The organism is Variovorax sp. CF079, assembly GCF_900101545.1.
In the GTDB taxonomy this organism is placed as follows: Bacteria; Pseudomonadota; Gammaproteobacteria; order Burkholderiales; family Burkholderiaceae_C; genus Variovorax.
The window spans coordinates 100341-119628 of the sequence record NZ_FMZU01000005.1 but is presented as its reverse complement, the minus strand read 5'-3'; the positions used below and the strand labels follow the sequence as shown (position 1 = coordinate 119628).

The following is a 19288-nucleotide window of genomic DNA, read 5'->3' as shown; positions in this document are numbered from 1 at the left end:
GCTCGCGCAGGCGTCGCTCGATGACCTTTCCCCGCCGCAAGTTCCTGCTGATTGCTGGGGCGCTCGCTGCATCCGGTGCATCGTGGGCGGCCTGCGCTGCCAAGACATCGGCCGCAGCCAAGACCGCCCCCTCCGATGCGCAGAAACCCAGGGCATTGGACCGGCTCAATGCGGCGACTGAGATGCCGATGCTTTCCCAGGGCGCCAGAGGCGCCGCGGTGGTTCGTGCCCAGATCCTGCTTGACCGCGCATGGTTCTCGCCCGGCGAGATCGACGGCGGCTTTGGTGCAAACATGCGGCGTGTGGTGGCCGCGTACCAGACGGCGAGCGGCATCGCCCCCACCGGCAAGGTGGACGCCGCCACCTGGAAGGCCCTCAGAAACGACACCGCGCCTTTGTTCGCCGCATACGTCGTCACCGAGAGGGATGCTGCCGGGCCCTTCACGGCGACGCCAAAGGACATGGCCGATAGGGCAAAGCTGAAATCGCTCGACTACGAATCCGTCGAGGAAGCGTTGTCGGAGAAGCATCACATGGCGCCGAAGCTGCTGGCGGACCTGAACAAGGGCGCGCGCTTCAGGGCCGGCGATGAGATCGTGATTGTCAACGTGGCCGGCGCTGCGGATCCAGCGGTTGTGAAAGCCGCGGCGTCGATCGAGATCGACAAGTCCGAGCACATGCTCTTCGTGCTCGACCGCGACGGCAAGCCGCTGGCCGGCTTCCCGATCAGTATCGGCGGGCGGCTTGATCCCTTGGAGCTCGGCAGGATGAAGATCACCAACGAAGTGAAGAATCCGACCTTCACCTACGATCCCGGGCTCCTCAAGAATGCGCCAGCGAAGGCGAAGAAGGTCGAAGTGCCGCCCGGCCCCAATAATCCGGTGGGCAGCACCTGGATTGGACTTTCGAAACCGCACTGGGGCATTCACGGAACGCCGTCTCCCGCGCGCGTCGGTCACCAGGAAACCAATGGCTGCATTCACTTGACCAACTGGGATGCGGCGCGATTGTCGACACTGGCCAAGACCGGGTTTGCGGTGGAGGTAAAGCCATAGTGGCCGTGGGTGGGTCGGCGCAGTCTCGTGGCGGCCGCGCTCTTCGTTTCGCCACTCTGCGCCTCGGCGCAGGCAGGAGGCGCGCCATCGGAGGCGCCCGCAGCGCAAGCGCCGGTCATGGCCGATGGGGCGGCCTTGCTGGCAAATCGCAGCAGACCGTTCTCGGCTTCATAAGTCGCGCCATGAATCGAGGCAGTGAGCGGCAAGAGCGGTGACCCAGAACGGATCATCCGGATCGAAGGCAAGCCCGAACTTGGGAGTGATGAGAAGGCCTGCCTTCTCAAACGCAGACGGATCTGTAGCTCGAACGAAAGATGCAACTGCGGTGAACGGCACTGACAGATTGCCGATAGTCACGACCGGTGCTTGCGCGGTGATCTCTTCCAACCTACCGCAGTCCTGGAAACGGTAGACCACCGAGTCGTAGTCGAGCTCATTGAGCCCGACGCCGTTCGGCACGTTCTCGCGGGCTTGCCTCGCATCTTCACGACCTCTTGTCTTGAGGCCGAGAACGGTGTTTCATCGACGCATACGAACGGATCCAGATCCATTTGATCGCCGCGCGCGCTTCGTTCAGTCAGTGCACCCCCGACACCACCACCGGAATCTCGGTCGCCGGCGGCGTGTTGCGGCTGCGGCCGCAGCGCACGATGCCGTCGATCATCACCATGCCGACGCCCGGGATGTCGCCGAGCTGCACGCTTTCGAGCAGCGTCCTGCCGGCCGTGTGCTGCGCGCGGTCCATGAAGACGAAGTCGGCCGCGCGGCCGACCTCGATCAGCCCGCAATTGAGCTTGCGGATGCGTGCCGTGTTGCCGGTCGCGAAGCAGAACACCAGCTCGGCCGGGATGTTCGCGATCGAGGACAGCATCGCCACCATGCGCAGGATGCCCAGCGGCTGCACGCCCGAGCCGGCCGGCCCGTCGGTGCCGAGGATCACGCGGTGCGGGCACTTCAGGTCCAACGCCGCCTTGGCAGCCGCGATGGCCACGCGCTCGTTGCCGTTGTGCACGATCTCGATCGCGCGCGAAGACTTCTCGCACAGCTCGCACACATGCGCCTCGGGCAGCGAGGTGTGGCCGCCGTTGATGTGGCCGATGATGTCGGCATCGGCTTCGAGCACCACGTCCTTGTCGATCAGGCCCGAGCCGGGGATCGAGGGGCCGCCGGTGTGGATGGTGCTCTGGATGCCGTACTTGCGCGCCCAGGCCACCATCTCCTTGGCCTCGTAGCCGGCCTTCACCGAGCCCAGGCCCACTTCGCCGAGCAGGCCCACGCCGGCCTCGGCCATTTCCTTGAAGTCGCTCTCGACCATGCCCTTCTCGAGCACCGGCGCGCCCGCCAGCACCTTGACGCCGCCGGGGCGGAAGTTGTCGAAGGCGCGCTGCGCGGTGATGGCCAGGGCCTTCACGCCCACGATGTCCTTGGGCCGGCCCGGCAGGTGCACTTCGCCGGCCGAGATCATCGTGGTCACGCCGCCGTTCATCGTCGAATCGATCCAGCCAAGCTGGCTCTGGCGCGGCGTCCAGTCGCCGAACACCGGGTGCACGTGGCTGTCGATCAGGCCGGGGGCGACGCAGGTCTTCTTGGCGTCGATCACGGTCTGCGCGCCTTCAAGATCGCAGTCCTTTTCCTTGCCGAGCGCGACGATCAGCCCGTCGTTCACGACCAGGGTGTCGGCGTCCAGGATGGGCTTGTCGATGTCGCCCGAGAGCAACAGACCTATGTTCCGGATGACGACCTTGCCCGACTTTGCGCCGGTTGCGACTTCTGCCATTTCTTTGCCTCTTCGTGGGGTGAGGTTGAGGTGGTTTCTTCGTCGGAAGCGCCCGCGTCGACCGTGCGCAGCACGGTTTCGATCACGAAGTCTTCCCAGTGCGCCACGGCTTCCGGCGTCTCCAGCGGCTCGCCGAGGAAGGCGGTCAGCGTGTGGCGGTTCGATGTGTAGAAGTAGCCGGTGGAGGCGATCAGCAGGTAGAGATCGCGCGCCGCCACGGCGTCGCGGAACAGCCCCTGCGCGACGCCGCTTTCGAGCAGCTTCTGGATGATCGCGATCGCCCGCGACGAGTATTCGCGCGCGCGCAGCGACTTCGCGACGTGCCGGCCCTTGTGCAGGTTCTCGGTGTTGAGCAGCGTGACGAACTCGGGGTTCTTGCGGTAGTAGCCGAGCACGAAGCGGATCACCGCCGTCAGCGCCTCGACCGGCCGCGATGCGTCGAGGTCGATCGCGGCCTCGGCCTCGTCCATGCGCCGATAGATGCCCTCGAGCACCGCGATGAAGAGGCCTTCCTTGCTGCCGAAGTAGTAGTAGATCATGCGGTCGTACGACTTCGCGGCCTTCGAGATCTTCTCGACGCTGCCGCCGTCGTAGCCGTACTTCGCGAACACCTTGGTGGCCGCGCGCAGGATGCTCTCGCGCGTGGCCTGCGCGGCGGCCTCGCGCACGCCGGTGCGGCGCGTGGCCGGCTTGGGCAGGCTGCGGCCGTTGGCCATTTACTTCTCGGCGAAGGCGCGTTCTACGACGAAATCGCCGGGGGTCGACGTGTTGCCTTCCTTGAACCCGCGCGCTTCCAGGATGTGCTTCAAGTCCACCAGGAGGCCCGGGCTGCCGCAGAGCATCACGCGATCTTCCGCGGCATTGAGCGGCGGCAGACCCAGGTCGTCGGTCAGCTTGTTGGTCTCGATCAGCTCGGTGATGCGGCCCATGTTGCGGAACTCCTCGCGCGTCACGGTCGGGTAGTAGAGCAGTTGCTTCTCGATCATCTCGCCCAAAAACTCGTGCTTGGGCAGGTGGTCGGTCACGAGGTCGTGGTAGGCCAGCTCGTCGATCTGGCGCACGCCGTGCACCAGGATGATCTGCTCGAACTTCTCGTAGGTGTCCGGGTCGCGGATGATGCTCATGAACGGTGCAAGACCCGTGCCGGTGCCGAACAGATAGAGGCGCTTGCCCGGCAGCGTGTAGTCGATCAAGAGCGTGCCGGTGGGCTTGCGGCCCACGATGATGGTGTCGCCCACCTGGACGTGCTGCAGCCTGGAGGTGAGCGGGCCTTCCTCGACCTTGATGCTGAGGAACTCCAGGTGCTCCTCGTAGTTGGGGCTCACGATGCTATAGGCGCGCAACAAGGGCTTGTTGTTGACCTTGAGGCCGATCATCGTGAAGTGGCCGTTGGAAAAGCGCAGCGCCGGGTCGCGCGTGGTGGTGAAGGTGAACAGGCGGTCGGTCCAGTGGTGGACGCTCAACACGCGTTCTTCGCTGAATGCACTCATAGGAATCAGGGATGGTTATGAATGAAAAGGGAACCTGCCGATTGTCGGCGACGCCGCGAAAACACCATTGCAAGCATCGATTCTGTTTGCTACATTGGCCTTCAATGTAGTGATTGCAACATGAAAGTGTAGGGAATACTACACAAACCGTGAGTCCAATACAAGCCGGTTTCCGGCACGGTTGTTGCAGATCCGATCGGCCCCGATTTCAAGAGTAGCCCCCGATGACCGAACACACCAAGACAGACGGATTGCCCGGCATGGACATGCCGGTATTGCCCGAGGCCGGCGGCCGCTCGCCCCTGCGCAACGAGCGCATGAGCACCAGCAAGGTCGAGTGCAACGCCTGTCCGGTGCTGTGCCAGATCTCCGAGGGGCGCACCGGCGCCTGTGACCGCTACGCCAACCGCGAGGGCGTGCTGGTGCGCGTCGATCCGGTGCTGCTGCTGCGGCGCGAACTCGCGAGCGAATCGCCCGCGCTGGTGCCTTTTGCGCGGCCGGCGGCCGAACAGGCGCCCGCGGAAGCGGACCCGGACTGGCAAGGCGATCTCCTGCATGCCGACGAGGTCTTTGTCACCGGCGTGGGCTCCTCAACCACCTACCCCGACTACAAGCCCGCACCCTTCATCGTGGCTTCCAAAGCCCAGGGCGTCGACATGGTCACGGTCGTGACCGAGGGCATCTTCAGCTACTGCAGCTTCAAGGTGAAGATCGACACCGACCGCTTCCTCGGCGCCGAGCAGGCCAACGTGCGCTACCGCGGCGAGGTGGTAGGCCACGTCACCACGGCCGAGTACGGCTCGCAGATGCTCTCACTCGGCGGCGTGCACCATCTCACCGGCGGCAGCAAGAAGGAGGGCCGCATGACGGCCGAGCTGATGCAGCTGCTGGGCAACAAGAAGGCGGTCGAATGCGTGATCGACGGCGGCGCCAGCATGGTGATCCAGGCCGGCAAGGCCCCCATCGTCAACGGCGTGGAGGAAAAGCGCATGCGCGTGGGCTGCGGCTCGGCGGCCGTCGGCATCTTCGCGCGCCAGCTCTTCAGCCAGGCCGACGAGGTGGTGGTGGTCGACGACCACATCACCGGCGTGCTCACCGAGCACCAGGCCGGGCGTTGCCTCGACATGCCGCCCTCGGGCATCCAGATGCGCGGGCGCAAGTCCACGCCCGGGCGCTACTTCCAGGTGGCGAACCCCGGCAACGGCTGGGGCGGCACCGACATCGACGATCCGCTGTCGATCATCGAGGGCTGGGAAGAGGGCGTGGCCAAGCCGGGCCTGCGTCTCCTGATGACCTCCACCACCGGCGAACATGCGCAGTGGTACGTACTCGACGATCAACTGCAGCCGGTCGAGCAGGAGATGCCCGCCGAAGTGCGCCGCATCGTCGAGCGCATCGGCGAGAACTGCGAGCCCTCGCTGTGCAGCGTGCTCTTCCTCGGCGGCGCCGGCGGGTCCTTGCGCGCCGGCGTCACCGAAAACCCGGTGCTGCTCACGCGCGCCATCAAGCGCGCGCTGGTCAACGTGACCTGCGGCGGCGCGCCGGCCTATGTGTGGCCCGGCGGCGGCATCACGGTGATGGTGGACGTGCTGCGCATGCCCGACAACAGCTTCGGCACCGTGCCCACGCCCGCGATCGTGGCGCCCATCGAGTTCAGCATGCGGCGCGAGGACTATGCGGCGCTGGGTGGGCATATGGAGCATGTGTTCTCGCTCGAACAAGCGCTGGCGCGCGGCGCTTGGCAGAACGACGGTGCGCCGCTGGCGCGCCAATGGCTTCGCATGGACGATGCGAATCCCTGGCCGCTCGGTCAACCGCCCATGCTGGGCTGAACGGACTTCATTCCCATGACCGCCCAACGCACCGCGCTCGACGGCGGCCGCTGGCATCTCAACCACGGCCCGATCGACATCGTGGCCGAGGCGCACGGTGACGCGGTCGAGGTCGCCGTCGCGCACGAACTCGCGTGGCGGCGCTTCGGCGCCGTGCTCGAAGAGCTGGTGACCGAGCTGCCGCTGCTGCGCCAGCCCGTGGGCACCGAATGCGCGCTGCAAGGCCCCATCGCGCAACGCATGTGGAAGGCCTGTGCCCCGTTCAGTGCCGGCTTCATCACGCCGATGGCCGCCGTGGCCGGTGCCGTGGCGCAGGAACTCATCGCCTGCTACCAGCGCTCCGGCATCGAGCGCGCGTGGATCAACAACGGCGGCGATATCGCGCTGCATCTGGCGCCCGGTCATTCGGCGCGCGTCGGCCTGTTCGCCGATCTCGCGCGCTTCGATCTGCGTGACAGCGGCCCGCTCGCGACCGACGGCCAGTTCGAGATCGGCGCCGAGATGCCGGTGCGCGGCGTCGCCACCAGCGGCTGGCGCGGCCGCAGCTTCTCGCTCGGCATCGCCGACAGCGTGACCGTGCTCGCAGCCACGGCGGCCGAAGCCGATGCCGCGGCCACCGTGATCGCCAACGCGGTCGATGTCGTTGACCCCGGCATCCATCGCCTGCCGGCCAGCGCCTGCAAGGACGACAGCGATCTGGGCGACATCCCGGTGACGACCGACGTGGAGCCGCTGGCGCCAGCGCAGGTGCGCCGCGCACTGGATGCGGGCGCGGCCCGCGCCGCGGCCTTGCAGCGCGCGGGGCTGGTGTGGTCGGCCGTGCTGGTTTGTCAGGGGCAATGGGCGATGGTCGAGCCCTTAAGCTCGCATGCGTCCGGTGTCTCGGCCATTGCGGGGCCGCCCCGTGCCGCTGCAGTTGGTTCAGTATTTGCTTAACGAAAAGCAGGGCTTCTTTTCATGATCGATATACGTCGCGTTTTCACCCATGTCGAGCACATCCACCACGAGTTCGGTCCACGCGCCGCAACGCCGCTGGTGCGCGGCGCCATCAGCGCGGTGCTGACCAATCCCTTCGCGGGCCGCTACGAGCCCGACATCCTGCCGATGATGAGCCTGCTGGATCCGGTCGGCGTCGACATGGCGCACCGCCTGCATGCCGCGATGGACGTGCCGCTCGAGCAGATCGCCACCTACGGAAAGGGCGCGATCGTCGGCGCCGCCGGCGAGCTGGAGCACGGCGCGCTGTGGCATGTGCCAGGCGGCTATGCGATGCGCGAGCTGCTCGGCTGGAAGGGCGACCGCGACGCCTATCGACAGGGCAAGGCCGAGGAGAAGACCGGGCAGCCCGGCAATGCGCTCTCGATCGTGCCCTCCACCAAGAAGGTGGGGCCGCCCGGCGCAGCGCTCGATGTGCCGCTCACCAACATCAATGCCAGCTACGTGCGCGGGCAGTTCGACGCGATCGAAGTGCGCGTGCCTGGTGCGCCGCTGTCCGACGAGATCGTCTTCATCCTCGCGATGAGCACCGGCTACCGCGTGCATGAGCGCGTCGGCGGCCTGCGCGCAGAAAACATCGCCAAGTGGGACGGCTTGCGCTGAGCGCACCATCCCTGATCCAGAGACAAGACAAGGAAAGAGAACCATGAGCGCCAACATCCGCAAGCTCGTCGTGCAGGTCGACGAAACCCGCAAGGAAATGGGCCAAAGCATCGAGCCGCCCACGCGCCGCGCCGTCGCCATCGCGGTGATCGAGAACCCCTATGCAGGCCGCTACAGCGAATCGCTGGACGAACTGATCGCCATCGGCGAAGAGCTGGGTGCGCTGCTCGGCCAGAAGGCCGTCGCCGCGCTGGGCATCGAGCCCGGCCGCGTGCAGAGCTACGGCAAGGCTGCGATCGTCGGCGAGTCCGGCGAACTCGAGCATGCCGCGGCCATCCTGCATCCCAAGCTCGGCGCGCCGCTGCGCGTGGCGGTCGAGAAGGGCGCGGCGCTGGTGCCCTCGGCCAAGAAGCGCGGCACGCTCGGCACCGCCATCGACGTGCCGCTGGGCCACAAGGACGCGGCCTTCGTGCGCAGCCACTTCGACGCCGTCGAGGCCCGCGTGTCGGATGCGCCGCGCGCCAACGAGATCGTCGTCGCGGTGGCGGTCACCGACAGCGGCCGTCCGCTGCCGCGCATCGGCGGCCTGCAGGTTTCCGAGATCAAGGGCGAAGACGGCCTCCGCTGAGCCGCTCTTGCCACTCATCCATTTCCTCTTCCGTTCGACCCCAAGGAGCTTTCAATGAACCCCCTGCGTCATGTCTTCAGTGCGGCCGCCGTCGCCACGCTCGCCACTGCACTCGTCCCCGCGCATGCGCAGGGCGTGATCAAGATCGGCGAGGTCAACAGCTACAAGGCCCAGGCCGCCTTCCTCGAGCCCTACAAGAAGGGCATGGAGCTCGCGGTCGAGGAGATCAACGCCAAGGGCGGCGTCAACGGCAAGAAGATCGAGCTCATCACGCGCGACGACAACGCCAACCCCGGCGACGCGGTGCGCGTGGCCGAAGAGCTGATCTCGCGCGAGAAGATCGACGTGCTGACCGGCACCTTCCTGTCCAACACCGGGCTGGCCGTCGCCGACTTCGCGAAGCAGAAAAAATTCTTCTTCCTGGCCGGCGAGCCGCTCACCGACAAGATGACCTGGCAGGGCGGCAACCAGTACACCTTCCGCCTGCGCCCGGGCACCTACATGCAGGCCGCGATGCTGGTGCCGGAAGCGGTCAAGCTCAAGAAGAAGCGCTGGGCGATCGTCTACCCCAACTACGAGTACGGCCAGTCGGCGGTGGCCGCGTTCAAGCAGCTGCTGAAGGCCGCGCAACCCGATGTGGAGTTCGTCGCCGAGCAGGCGCCGCCGCTCGGCAAGGTCGATGCCGGCAGCGTGGTGCAGGCGCTGGCCGATGCCAAGCCCGATGCGATCTTCAACGTGTTGTTCGGCGCCGACCTGTCGAAGTTCGTGCGCGAAGGCAACACGCGCGGCCTGTTCAAGGGCCGCGAAGTGGTGAGCGTGCTGACCGGTGAACCCGAGTACCTCGATCCGCTGAAGGACGAGGCGCCGAACGGCTGGATCGTCACCGGCTATCCCTGGTACGGCATCCAGACGCCCGAGCACAAGGCCTTCTTCCTCGCGTACCACAACAAGTACAAGGACTATCCGCGCCTCGGTTCGGTGGTGGGCTACACCATGATCAAGTCGGTCGCCGCCGGCGCCGCCAAGGCCAAGAGCACCGAAACGCCGAAGCTGGTCGCCGCCTTCGAGGGCCTGCAGGTGGACACGCCCTTCGGCAAGATCCTCTACCGCCCCGAAGACCACCAATCGACCATGGGCGCCTTCGTCGGCAAGACGAAGAACGACAACGGCAAGGGCGTGATGGTCGACTACCAGTACTTCGACGGCGCCAAGTTCCAGCCTTCCGCCGCCGACGTGAAGAAATCGCGCACCGCGGATTGATCGAGCACGTCCACCATGAGTTTCTCGGGGTTCATTGTTCAATTGCTCAACGGCCTGGCCGGTGCGTCGTCGCTGTTTCTGGTGGCGGCCGGCCTGTCGCTGATCTTCGGCGTCACGCGGATCGTGAACTTCGCGCATGGCTCGTTCTTCATGGTGGGCATCTACGTGGCGTATACGCTGGTCGAACGGCTGGGCACGGGACTCGGCTTCTGGCCGGCGCTCGTGATCGCCGCGCTCGCCGTCGGCGTGCTCGGCGCGCTGATCGAGGTGGTGCTGCTGCGCCGCATCTACAAGGCGCCCGAGCTGTTCCAGCTGCTCGCGACCTTCGCGCTGGTGCTGGTGATCAAGGACGCGGTGCTGTGGTTCTGGGGGCCCGACGAATTGCTGGGCCCGCGCGCGCCCGGCCTCTCGGGCTCGGTGATGATCCTCGGACGCCAGTTTCCTTCCTATGACCTGTTCCTGATCGTCGTCGGCCCCCTGGTGCTCGGCCTGGTCTGGATGCTGCTCACACGCACGCGCTTCGGCACGCTGGTGCGCGCCGCCACGCAGGACCGCGAGATGGTCAGCGCGCTCGGCGTCAACCAGGCATGGCTGTTCACCGCCGTGTTCGCGCTCGGCGCGTTGCTCGCGGGCCTGGGCGGCGCGCTGCAGCTGCCGCGCGAACCGGCCACGCTCGAGATGGACCTCAACACCATCGGCGCGGCCTTTGTCGTCGTCGTCGTGGGCGGCATGGGCTCGATTCCCGGCGCCTACGCGGCCGCGCTGCTGATCGCCGAGATCAAGGCGGTCTGCATCTGGCTCGGCGTGGTCGATGTCTTCGGCATCAGCGTCTCGTTCTCCAAGCTCACGCTGGTGGTCGACTTTCTCGTGATGGCGGTGGTGCTGGTGTGGCGCCCCTGGGGCCTGTTCGGCCGGCCGCAGGCGCCGAGCCGTTATGTGGGCATGCAGGAGGAGCCGCTGCGCCGCCCGAGCAGGGCTTACCTGATCGCGGCCGCCGTGTTCGGCCTCGTGCTCGCAGCCATGCCCTTCATCACGGCCGACTCGCCCTACACGACGGTGTTGATGATCGACCTCATGATCGCTGCGCTGTTCGCGACCAGCCTGCACTTCATCATGGGCCCGGCCGGCATGCATTCCTTCGGCCATGCGGCCTACTTCGGGCTCGGGGCCTATGGCGCCGCGCTGCTGGTGCGCGCGAGCGGCATGCCGATGGAGCTCGCGCTCGTCGTCGCGCCGCTGGTGGCGGCGGCCGGCGCCTTCGTCTATGGCTGGTTCGCGGTGCGTCTGTCGGGCGTCTACCTCGCGATGCTCACACTCGCGTTTGCGCAGATCACCTGGGCCATCACCTACCAGTGGGACACTTTCACCGGCGGCAGCAACGGCCTCACCGGTGTCTGGCCGGCGGCGTGGCTCTCGGACAAACGCGTGTACTACTGGCTCACGCTCGCACTGGTGGCGATCGGCGTGCTGTGGCTGCGCCGCGTGCTGTTCTCGCCCTTCGGCTATGCGCTGCGCGCCGGGCGCGACTCGACGCTGCGGGCCGATGCGATCGGCATCGACGTCAAGCGCATGCAGTGGGTGGCCTTCGTGATCGCGGGCACCGCGGCGGGCCTGGCCGGTGCGTTGTATGCGTTTTCCAAGGGCAGCATCTCGCCCGAATCGCTGAGCGTGGGCAAGTCGGTCGACGGGCTGGTGATGGTGCTTTTGGGCGGCATCCAGACGCTGGCAGGTCCGGTGGTGGGCGCCGTCACCTTCACCTGGCTGCACGACACGGTGGCGCGCAACACCGACTACTGGCGCGCGATGCTGGGCGGGATCATCCTGCTGCTCGTGCTGCTGTTCCCGCAGGGGATCGCGGGCTTCACCAAGCAGCTGTTCGATCGGCGGCGCGGCGGCGCGGCCGGCAAGCTGAAGGAGGCCGAAGCATGAGCCTCCTCAAAGTTTCGGAACTCGGCAAATCCTTCGGCGGCGTCAAGGCCGTCGACGGCATCAGCTTCGACCTGGCGCCGGGCGAACTGCTCGCGCTGATCGGCCCCAACGGCGCCGGCAAGTCCACCACCTTCAACATGGTCAACGGCCAGTTGAAGGCCGATCGCGGATCGATCCTGCTCGACGGCCAGGAACTCGTGGGCCGCAAGCCGCGCGAGATCTGGCGCATGGGCGTGGGCCGCACCTTCCAGATCGCCGAGACCTTCGCCTCGCTCACGGTGGTCGAGAACGTGCAGATGGCGCTGCTCTCGCACGACCACAAACTTTTCTCCACCTGGCGCCGCGCCGCCGATCACAAGCGCGACGAGGCGCTGGCGTTGCTCGACCAGGTCGGCATGAAGGCGCAGGCCGACCGGCCCTGCAGCGTGCTCGCCTACGGCGATGTCAAGCGCGTCGAGCTCGCGATCGCGATGGCCAACAGTCCCAAGCTGCTGCTGATGGACGAGCCCACCGCCGGCATGGCACCCAAGGAGCGCAACTCCCTGATGGCATTGACCAAGCAACTGGTGATCGACCGCGGCATGGCGGTGCTCTTCACCGAACACAGCATGGACGTTGTGTTCGCGTACGCCGACCGCATGATCGTGCTGGCGCGCGGGCGCCTCATCGCGCAGGGCAAGCCGCTCGAGATCCGCGACCATCCGAAGGTGCAGGAGGTGTACTTCGGCAGCGGCAAGACCTTCGAGAAGATCGCCGAAAAGGCGGCCGCGGTGAACGCGGCGATAGGAGAGGCGGCATGAGTTCGCATGAGCAGTTGTTGGAAGCCAACGCCCTGTGTGCCTGGTACGGCGCCGCGCAGATCCTCTATGACGTCGACCTCGAAGTGCGACGCGGCGAAGTGGTCGCGCTCATGGGCCGCAACGGCGCCGGCAAGTCGACCACGCTCAAGGCGCTGATCGGCATGCTGAGCAAGCGCCGCGGCGCGGTGCGCTTCCTGGGCCACGACATCTCGAAGAGCGAGCCGCACCACGCGGCCAAGCTGGGCCTGGGCTTCGTGCCCGAGGACCGGCGCGTGTTCACCGACCTCACGGTGATGGAGAACCTCGAAGTCGGCAAGCAGGCCGCGCGCCGCTGGGCCGACGGCAGCGACGCGCCGCTGTGGACGCCCGAACGCCTGTTCAAGCTCTTCCCCAACCTCGGCGAGATGCCGAACCGCCCAGGCGGCCGCATGAGCGGCGGCGAGCAGCAGATGCTGACCGTGGCGCGCACGCTGATGGGCAACCCCTACCTGGTGCTGCTCGATGAGCCCTCCGAAGGCGTGGCGCCCGTGATCGTGGAACAGATGGCCAACATGATCCTCGAGCTCAAGGCGCAGGGCGTGAGCATCCTGCTGTCGGAGCAGAACATGCACTTCGCCGAACTCGTGTCCGACCGCGCCTACGTGCTCGAGAAGGGACAAATCCGCTACCAGGCGTCGATGGCCGAACTGGCCGCCAACGACGAGGTGCGCAGGGCGTACCTGAGCGTCTGATCACAGGATTATTTCAACCCGAGGAGCGCACACCATGCACAACACGCACCGCAGAACCTTTCTTCAGTCCGCCGCAGCCCTGGGGCTCGCGGGACTTTCGGCGCCGCTCATCGCTGCGGCGAAGATCAAGCCGGCGGCCAACGCGGCTCTGATCGTGGTCGATGTGCAGAACTGCTTCGTCGACGGCGGGACGCTGCCGGTCAAGGGCGGGGCCGAGGTGGTGCCGGTGATCAACAAGCTCTCCACGGCCTTCGAGAACATCGTCGTCACGCAGGACTGGCACACGCAGGGCCACGCCTCCTTCGCGAGCGCGCATCCGGGCCAGAAACCCTTCAGCAGCATCAAGCTGGCCTACGGCAACCAGGTGCTGTGGCCCGACCACTGCGTGCAGGGCACGGACGACGCGGCGCTGCACAAGGACCTCAAGCTGCCGACCGCGCAGGTGATCATCCGCAAGGGCTTCCACAAGGGCGTCGACAGCTACTCGGCGTTCGAGGAGGCCGACCGCAAGACCGCGACCGGCCTGGCCGGCTACCTCAAGCAGCGCGGCATCAAGACGGTGTTCGTGAGCGGCCTGGCCACCGACTTCTGCGTCGCCTGGACCGCGCTCGACGCGCGCAAGCACGGCTTCGAGGCCTACGTGATCGAGGACGCGACGCGCGCCATCGACCTCAACGGGTCGCTGGCTGCGGCCTGGAAGCAGATGGCGGCCAAGGGCGTCAAGCGCATCCAGTCCACCGACATCGAAGTGGTGGCCTGAGCGATGGCCCGCATCTCCCAACGCGCCGCGGCGGCGTGCTGCGCTGCCGCGCTCGCCTTCTTCTCGACCTTCGCGCACGCCGCCGAAAACGGCGTCACCGACACCAGCATCCGCATCGGCCAATCGGCCGTCTTCAGCGGCGTGGCGCAGGATTTCGGCAACGACTACCGTGCCGGCATCAAGCTCTACTTCGACCGCGTGAACAAGGGCGGTGGCGTCAACGGCCGCAAGATCGAGCTGCTCTCTTACGACGATGCCTACGAGCCCCAGCGCACGGCAGTCAACACGGCCAAGCTGATCGACGAGGACAAGGTGTTCGCGCTGATGGGTTTTGTCGCCACCGGCAACCTGGTGGCGGCCATGCCGCTGGCCGACAAGGCCGGCGTGCCGATGTTCGCGCCGCTGGTGGGCACCACCTCGTTCCGCACCAAGCTCAATCGCAACCTGTTCCATGTGCGCGCGGGCTACGACCTGGAGCTGCGCAAGATCATCAGCCACCTGTCGACCATCGGCATCCACAACATCGCCGTGGTGTTCCAGGACAGCGCCTTCGGCAAGTCGAACCTCGCGACCTGCGAGCAGCTCGCGGCCGAATACAAGGTCAAGGTGGTGCAGGCGCTGCCGATGGCCATTGCGGCGACCGACGCCAAGGACATCGGCGAGAGCCTGGCCAAGGCGAAGCCCGGCGCGGTGGTGATGATCATGGCCGGGCGCATGAGCGAGGTCTTCATCCGCGACTACCGCGCCGGTGGTGCGGCTGCGCCGCTCTACACGCTCTCGGTCGGCATCACCGACGCGGCCGGTTCGGCACAGCGCCTGGGCGGCAAGCTCGAAGGCCTGGTCACCGCCAGCATCGTGCCGCCGCCGCAGTTGGTGCGCGTGCCGATCGTGGCCGACTACCGGCGCGACCGCGCGGAGTTCGGCGAGAAGATCGACAGCTACACCGCGCTCGAGGGCTATATCGCCGCGCGCGTGTTCGTCGAAGGGCTCAAGCGCGCCGGCCGCCACCTCACGCGCGAGAGCTTCGTCACGGCCCTCGAGAGTCTGGGCGACACGCGCATCGGCGAGTTCCCGGTGGCCTACGGGCCGAAGAACCACAACGGCTCGACCTTCGTCGATCTGGAGATGTACACACGTGACGGACGCCTCCAGCGCTGAGACTTTCGCCCTGCAGGTCAACGGGCGCGCGCACGCGCTCGCGGTGCCGCGCGAGGCATCGCTCCTGCATGTGCTGCGCAACGACCTGGGCCTGAACGGTCCCAAGTACGGCTGCGGCCTGGGCCAGTGCGGCGCCTGCACCGTGTGGGTCGATGGCGTGGCGGCGCGGGCCTGCGTGATTCCGGCGCATGGGGTTGCGGGACGGGCCATCACCACGCTTGAAGGGCTGGGCTCGCGGGAGCAATGGCATCCGGTCCAGCAAGGTTTCGAGGACGCGCAGGCCGCGCAATGCGGCTACTGCTTGAACGGCATGGTGATGCAGGCGGCGGCGCTGCTCGCGCGCGAGCCGCATCCGAGCGATGCGCAGATCAGGAACGAGCTCTCGGGCAACCTGTGCCGTTGCGGCACGCATGTCGAGATCATGGCGGCGGTGCAGCGTGCGGCGCAGCTGATGGTGGCAAAGGACGCCGACTCGTGAGCAACCGTGCCGCCGGGCCGCCCCAAGGCGCGGTAGCCCCCTCGGGGGGCGGCGAGGACACGAGAGTGCCGAGCCTGGGGGCACCATTTCGCGCCGAGCTGCCGCGCAACCGCAGCGACTTCCTCCATGCCGAGGGCGTGCTCGTCGTGGTGCGCGAGACGCCACCCGCGCCGCCGGTCGCCAACGGCCAGCCGGCCACGGTGTCGGGCAATCCCGCGGAAGGGCCCGAGATCCTGCTTGCGCTGTGGGACGACGGCAGCGTGACCGCGCTCAACGGCCATGTCGATCTCGGCACCGGCATCCAGACCGCGCTGTCGCAGATCGTCGCCGAAGAGCTCGATGTGCCGCTGGCGCAGATCCGCATGGTGCTCGGCGACACCGCCCGCGCGCCGAACCAGGGCGCGACCATCGCCAGCGCCTCGCTGCAGATCCATGCCGCACCCTTGCGGCTCGCGGCGGCGCAGGCACGCGCCTGGCTTCTCGCGCAGGCTTCGGAACGCTTCGGCGTGCAGCCCTCACTGCTCGCGGTGCGCGAGGGCCGCATCCATGCGGGCGACGACCCCGCGTTCAGCGTCGGCTTCGGGGAGCTGGTGGCGGGCGTGCGCACCGTGCTCCAGCTCGACGGCGGCGCCCGCCTCAAGGATCCGAAGGACTACCGCATCGTCGGCAGCCCGGTGGCGCGCGTCGACATCCCGGCCAAGCTCGCGGGCGAGTTGGTGTTCGTGCACGACATGCGCGCGCCCGGCATGCTGCACGGCCGCGTCGTGCGCCCGCCCTATGCGGGCGCGGACCACGGCGACTACATCGGCAACACGCTCGAATCGGTGGACCAATCCTCGATCGCCCACATCCCCGGCATCCGCGCCGTGGTGGTGATCCGCGACTTCGTCGGCATCGTCGCCGAGCGCGAGGAGCATGCCGAGCAGGCGCTGCGCGAACTGCGCGTGATCTGGAAGCGCTGGCCCGGCCTGCCTTCGCTCGACGATCTCGAAGGCGCGATCCGCGCCAACCCCGCCACGCAGCGCCTGCTGGTCGACGAAGGTGATGTCGAGGGCGCGCTCGCCCATGCGGCCGAGTCGATGCCGCGCACCTACGTCTGGCCCTACCAGATGCACGCATCGATCGGCCCCTCGTGCGCGCTCGCGCATTGGCAACCCGAAGGCGAAGGCGGCGATGTGCAACTGCGCGTGTGGGCCGGCTCGCAGAACCCGCATGTGCTGCGCGCGGATCTGGCCAAGCTCATGGGCGTGGACGATGTCGCGGTCGATGTGGTGCGCATGGAGGCGGCCGGCTGCTATGGGCGCAACGGCGCCGACGACGTCGCGGCCGATGCCGCGCTGCTCGCGCGCGCGGCCGGCGTGCCGGTGCGGGTGCAGCTCACGCGCGAGCAGGAGCATGCGTGGGAGCCCAAGGGTGCCGCGCAGCTGATGCAGGTGAAGGGCGGGCTCGATGCCGAAGGCGGCGTTGCGGCTTACGACTTCGAGACCTCGTACCCGTCGAACGGCGCGCCCACGCTGGCGCTCTTGCTCACCCGCACCATCGAGCCTGCGGCCCAGGCCTTCGAGATGGGCGACCGCACCGCGCGCCCGCCCTATGCGTACGGCAACCTGCGCGTCAAGGTCAACGACATGGCGCCGATCGTGCGCGCCTCGTGGCTGCGCGGCGTGTCGGCGCTGCCGAGCTCCTTCGCGCACGAGTCCTACGTCGACGAACTGGCCACCGCGGCCGGCGTCGACCCGGTCGCGTTCCGCCTGCGCCACCTGAACGATCCGCGCGCGGCCGAGCTGGTGCGCGAGACCGCGCAGAAGGCCGGCTGGCGCATGCGCACCGGGCCGCAGGAGGATGCCGACGGCGGCCTCGGACCCGGTGGTGACGTGCTCTTCGGGCAAGGCTTCGCCTACGCGCGCTACGTGCACAGCAAGTGGCCAGGCTTCGGCGCGGCATGGTCGGCCTGGGTGGCCGATGTCGAAGTCAACCGCAAGACCGGCGAGGTGCACGTGCGCCGCGTGGTGGTGGGGCACGACGCGGGGCTGATGGTCAATCCGGCCGGGGTCGAACACCAGATCCACGGCAACGTGATCCAGACCACGAGCCGCGCGTTGAAGGAGCGCGTGCAGTTCGTGCCGCAGAGTGCGCCCAACCCGGGCGTGGTCGCGAGCCGCGAATGGGGCAGCTACCCGATCGTCAATTTCCGCGACGTGCCGGTGATCGAGGTCATGCACATGCAGCGGCCCGGCGAGCCGCCGCTCGGAGCGGGCGAGTCGTCCTCGGTGCCTGGCACGGCGGCGATCGCAAATGCGATCTTCGATGCGACGGGGGTGCGGTTCAGGGCGCCGCCGTTCACGCCGGAAGTGGTGCGTGCTGCGCTGAACCCGTCTTCACTCCCTCCCCCTTTGGGGGAGGGTAGGGGTGGGGGCAACCCAGCGTTCGATGGTGGCGTCGTCGTGCCCCCATCCCAGCCTTCCCCCAGAGGGGGAAGGAGCAAGGCAGCCAGTGCGATCGCCCTCGTCATCGGCGGCCTCGGCGTCATCGCCGGCCTCATGGGCTGGCGCTCGACGATCGCCCCCGTCACCCTCAGCGCCCCCGTCTACAGCCAATCCACCATCGAACGCGGCCGCACGCTCGCCGCCATCGGCGACTGCGCCGTCTGCCACACCGCGCCGGGCGGAACGCCCAACGCCGGCGGCCGTGCGATGGAGACGCCCTTCGGCACCATCTACACCACCAACCTCACGCCTGATGCCGAGACCGGCCTGGGCCGCTGGTCCTTCAGCGCCTTCCAGCGCGCGATGCGCGAGGGCATCTCGCGCGACGGCCACCATCTCTACCCGGCCTTCCCCTACACCGCCTTCGCGAAGACCAGCGACGACGACCTGCAGGCGCTCTATGCCTACTTCATGTCGCTGCCCGCGGTGCGCGCGCCCACGCCGGAGGCGGGGCTCAAGTTCCCCTTCGGCCTGCGGCCGCTGATGGCAGGCTGGAACGCGCTCTTCCACGATCCGGCGCCAATGCAGCCGGCGTCGCAGCAAAGCGCCGAATGGAACCGCGGCGCCTACCTCGTCAACGGCCTGGGCCACTGCGGCGCCTGCCACACGCCGCGCAATGCGCTCGGCGCGGAGCAGGGCGGCAGCGCTTTTCTTTCGGGCGCGATGGTCGAGGGCTGGGAAGCGCCGGCGCTCACCAGCCTCTCGAAGGCGGCTGTGCCCTGGAACGCCGAGGCGCTCTATCGCTACCTGCGCAACGGCCACAGCCCGCGGCACGGCATGGCTGGTGGCCCAATGGCCGAGGTGGTGCGCGAGTTGGCGGCAGTGCCTGATGACGACATCCGCGCGATGGCCACTTACCTCGCTTCCTTCAATCCGGCCGCCAGCGATGCCGAAGCGAGCGCGCAGGCGCAGCGCGCGGTCGCCGCCGCGGCCGCCGGCCAGGGCCAGTTGCTAGGCTCCGCCCAGCGCATGTTCGACGGCGCCTGCGCCGCCTGCCACCACGACGGCAACGGGCCGACCCTGCTGGGCGTGAACACGCCGCTCGCGCTCAACAGCAATCTCACAAGCGAGCGGCCGGACAACCTGCTGCGCACCATCCTCGACGGCGTGCGCGAGCCGGCCTCGCGTGAGATCGGCTTCATGCCGGCCTTCGGCGAAGCGCTCGACGATGCGCAGATCGCCGAGCTGGCCGGCTACATGCGCGCGCGCTTCGCGCCGCAGGCTACAGCCTGGAAAGACCTGCCGCAGAGCGTCGCGCGCGTGCGCGCGGCGGGGCAGGCCCACACGGCACGCTGACAGTCCCGT

17 protein-coding genes are annotated in these 19288 nt (G+C 67.8%); 13 read left to right on the top strand and 4 right to left on the bottom strand.

Translation table 11 applies throughout. The features are described 5' to 3' along the window. The first annotated feature begins 20 nt into the window (after positions 1 to 20). Complete coding sequence (locus BLS74_RS08090; protein ID WP_093104355.1) at positions 21 to 1055, top strand: L,D-transpeptidase family protein; 1035 nt, start codon at positions 21 to 23, stop codon at positions 1053 to 1055. A gap of 168 nt (positions 1056 to 1223) precedes the next feature. Here BLS74_RS08090 and BLS74_RS08085 read toward each other — a convergent pair whose 3' ends face one another. The 4 genes from BLS74_RS08085 to BLS74_RS08070 form a co-directional block, all read right to left on the bottom strand. After that, positions 1224 to 1514, bottom strand: coding sequence for a hypothetical protein (locus BLS74_RS08085; protein WP_244503792.1), 291 nt, complete (start codon positions 1512 to 1514; stop codon positions 1224 to 1226). A gap of 118 nt (positions 1515 to 1632) precedes the next feature. Further along, positions 1633 to 2832 (bottom strand): amidohydrolase family protein, encoded by a 1200-nt coding sequence (locus tag BLS74_RS08080; RefSeq protein ID WP_093104353.1) that lies wholly within the window; start codon positions 2830 to 2832, stop codon positions 1633 to 1635. After that, positions 2778 to 3548 carry a TetR/AcrR family transcriptional regulator gene (locus tag BLS74_RS08075; RefSeq protein ID WP_093104352.1) on the bottom strand — a complete coding sequence of 257 codons (771 nt, stop codon included), beginning with the start codon at positions 3546 to 3548 and terminating at the stop codon, positions 2778 to 2780. Before BLS74_RS08075 ends, BLS74_RS08080 begins: the two co-directional genes overlap by 55 nt. Then, complete coding sequence (locus tag BLS74_RS08070; RefSeq protein WP_093104350.1) at positions 3549 to 4322, bottom strand: ferredoxin--NADP reductase; 774 nt, start codon at positions 4320 to 4322, stop codon at positions 3549 to 3551. 224 nt (positions 4323 to 4546) lie between these two features. On the opposite strand from BLS74_RS08070, the gene BLS74_RS08065 reads away from it, so the two are divergent. The 12 genes from BLS74_RS08065 (at position 4547) to BLS74_RS08010 (ending at position 19279) form a co-directional block, all read left to right on the top strand. Then, positions 4547 to 6154 (top strand): 6-hydroxynicotinate reductase, encoded by a 1608-nt coding sequence (locus tag BLS74_RS08065; RefSeq protein ID WP_093104349.1) that lies wholly within the window; start codon positions 4547 to 4549, stop codon positions 6152 to 6154. A gap of 15 nt (positions 6155 to 6169) precedes the next feature. After that, entirely contained in the window at positions 6170 to 7090 is a 921-nt protein-coding gene (locus BLS74_RS08060; RefSeq protein ID WP_093104347.1) for a UPF0280 family protein, read from the top strand. A 21-nt stretch (positions 7091 to 7111) separates the two neighbouring features. Then, positions 7112 to 7753, top strand: a complete 642-nt coding sequence (locus BLS74_RS08055) for an amino acid synthesis family protein (protein WP_093104346.1) — start codon at positions 7112 to 7114, stop codon at positions 7751 to 7753. A 43-nt stretch (positions 7754 to 7796) separates the two neighbouring features. Further along, positions 7797 to 8381 carry an amino acid synthesis family protein gene (locus BLS74_RS08050; RefSeq protein ID WP_093104344.1) on the top strand — a complete coding sequence of 195 codons (585 nt, stop codon included), beginning with the start codon at positions 7797 to 7799 and terminating at the stop codon, positions 8379 to 8381. 54 nt (positions 8382 to 8435) lie between these two features. Then, a complete protein-coding gene (locus BLS74_RS08045) occupies positions 8436 to 9641 on the top strand; it encodes an ABC transporter substrate-binding protein (RefSeq protein WP_093104343.1) in 1206 nt (401 codons plus the stop codon). Between the two features lie 15 nt (positions 9642 to 9656). Then, positions 9657 to 11570 (top strand): ABC transporter permease, encoded by a 1914-nt coding sequence (locus BLS74_RS08040; protein ID WP_093104341.1) that lies wholly within the window; start codon positions 9657 to 9659, stop codon positions 11568 to 11570. Continuing rightward, positions 11567 to 12370, top strand: a complete 804-nt coding sequence (locus BLS74_RS08035) for an ABC transporter ATP-binding protein (protein ID WP_093104340.1) — start codon at positions 11567 to 11569, stop codon at positions 12368 to 12370. Before BLS74_RS08040 ends, BLS74_RS08035 begins: the two co-directional genes overlap by 4 nt. Then, positions 12367 to 13101 (top strand): ABC transporter ATP-binding protein, encoded by a 735-nt coding sequence (locus BLS74_RS08030; protein WP_093104338.1) that lies wholly within the window; start codon positions 12367 to 12369, stop codon positions 13099 to 13101. Before BLS74_RS08035 ends, BLS74_RS08030 begins: the two co-directional genes overlap by 4 nt. 34 nt (positions 13102 to 13135) lie before the next feature. Next, on the top strand, positions 13136 to 13861 hold the full coding sequence (gene pncA, locus BLS74_RS08025) for a bifunctional nicotinamidase/pyrazinamidase (RefSeq protein WP_093104336.1): 726 nt from the start codon (positions 13136 to 13138) through the stop codon (positions 13859 to 13861). Positions 13862 to 13864: 3 nt separating this feature from the next. Beyond that, the gene (locus tag BLS74_RS08020) at positions 13865 to 15019 is read left to right on the top strand and encodes an ABC transporter substrate-binding protein (protein WP_093104334.1); all 1155 of its coding nucleotides are present in this window, start codon (positions 13865 to 13867) and stop codon (positions 15017 to 15019) included. Next, positions 14997 to 15497 (top strand): (2Fe-2S)-binding protein, encoded by a 501-nt coding sequence (locus BLS74_RS08015; protein WP_093104332.1) that lies wholly within the window; start codon positions 14997 to 14999, stop codon positions 15495 to 15497. The genes BLS74_RS08020 and BLS74_RS08015 overlap by 23 nt, the downstream gene beginning before the upstream one ends. A 65-nt stretch (positions 15498 to 15562) precedes the next feature. Beyond that, positions 15563 to 19279, top strand: coding sequence for a molybdopterin cofactor-binding domain-containing protein (locus BLS74_RS08010; protein WP_244503811.1), 3717 nt, complete (start codon positions 15563 to 15565; stop codon positions 19277 to 19279). Positions 19280 to 19288 lie beyond the last annotated feature (9 nt).